This is a genomic window from Mycolicibacterium chubuense (assembly GCF_001044255.1).
GTDB classification, from domain to species: Bacteria; Actinomycetota; Actinomycetes; order Mycobacteriales; family Mycobacteriaceae; genus Mycobacterium; species Mycobacterium chubuense.
Map to the genome: position 1 here is coordinate 1 of NZ_JYNX01000049.1, position 214 is coordinate 214.

Consider the following 214-nt stretch of genomic DNA (forward strand, 5'->3'; position numbering starts at 1 on the left):
ATCGCGCTGGCCCGCCTGGACGCCCCGGTGTGCGGTAACCAGCATCTGGGTTTCGCGAATGCGCTGGTGCACGAGATGCCGCACACCCTGGCCGCGTTGGAGGCGGGGGTGCTCACCGAGTACCGGGCCACCCTGATCGTCAAAGCCTCGGCCTGCCTCACCGTGGAAGACCGCCGGGTGTTGGATGCCGAACTGTGCGCCGATCAGCAGGCGC

Annotated in this window: 1 pseudogene; it reads left to right on the forward strand. The window is 68.7% G+C overall.

Annotated elements, in window-relative coordinates:
* Positions 1-214 (forward strand): annotated as a pseudogene (locus MCHUDSM44219_RS17230) (HNH endonuclease); the annotation flags it as partial.